The following is a 355-nucleotide window of genomic DNA, read 5'->3' as shown; positions in this document are numbered from 1 at the left end:
GAGCGGGCGATGTACCGGGGGCCGAGGGACTGGCAGGACCGCGGGCTGTCAGCGTGGCGGATCGGCGGCGGCGGATCGCGGATGAAAATCGCGGATAATGGGGGCTTTCTTTTCGACGAGCCCCTGGAAGGAAGCGCGATGGAATTTAGCACAAAAGCCCTGGATTGGAGCAAAGCCGGCCAAAATGGTTTCCTGGCCACGAAGACCGACTGCCTGGTGGTTGGGCTGTTCGAAGGCCAGAATCTGGCCGGCGTGGCCAAGGCGCTGGACGTTGCCACCAAGGGGCTGGTGGGCCGTCTGGTCAAGCAGGGCGACTTCGAAGGCAAGCGCGGCACCCAGGTGATGCTGCCCGAGG

The 355-nt window shown here is 64.5% G+C and carries 1 protein-coding gene; it reads left to right on the top strand.

Annotated features, from left to right (window positions below):
• Window positions 1-81 precede the first annotated feature (81 nt).
• Window positions 82-355 (top strand): M17 family peptidase N-terminal domain-containing protein (locus AB4Y64_RS17765; protein WP_441817771.1); only part of this gene is annotated, 274 nt, incomplete at its 3' end.

It is taken from the genome of Lysobacter sp. TAF61, assembly GCF_052113485.1.
In the GTDB taxonomy this organism is placed as follows: Bacteria; Pseudomonadota; Gammaproteobacteria; order Xanthomonadales; family Xanthomonadaceae; genus Lysobacter_J.
The sequence above is the reverse complement of the archived record's forward strand: the minus strand, read 5'-3'. Positions and strand labels throughout refer to the sequence as shown.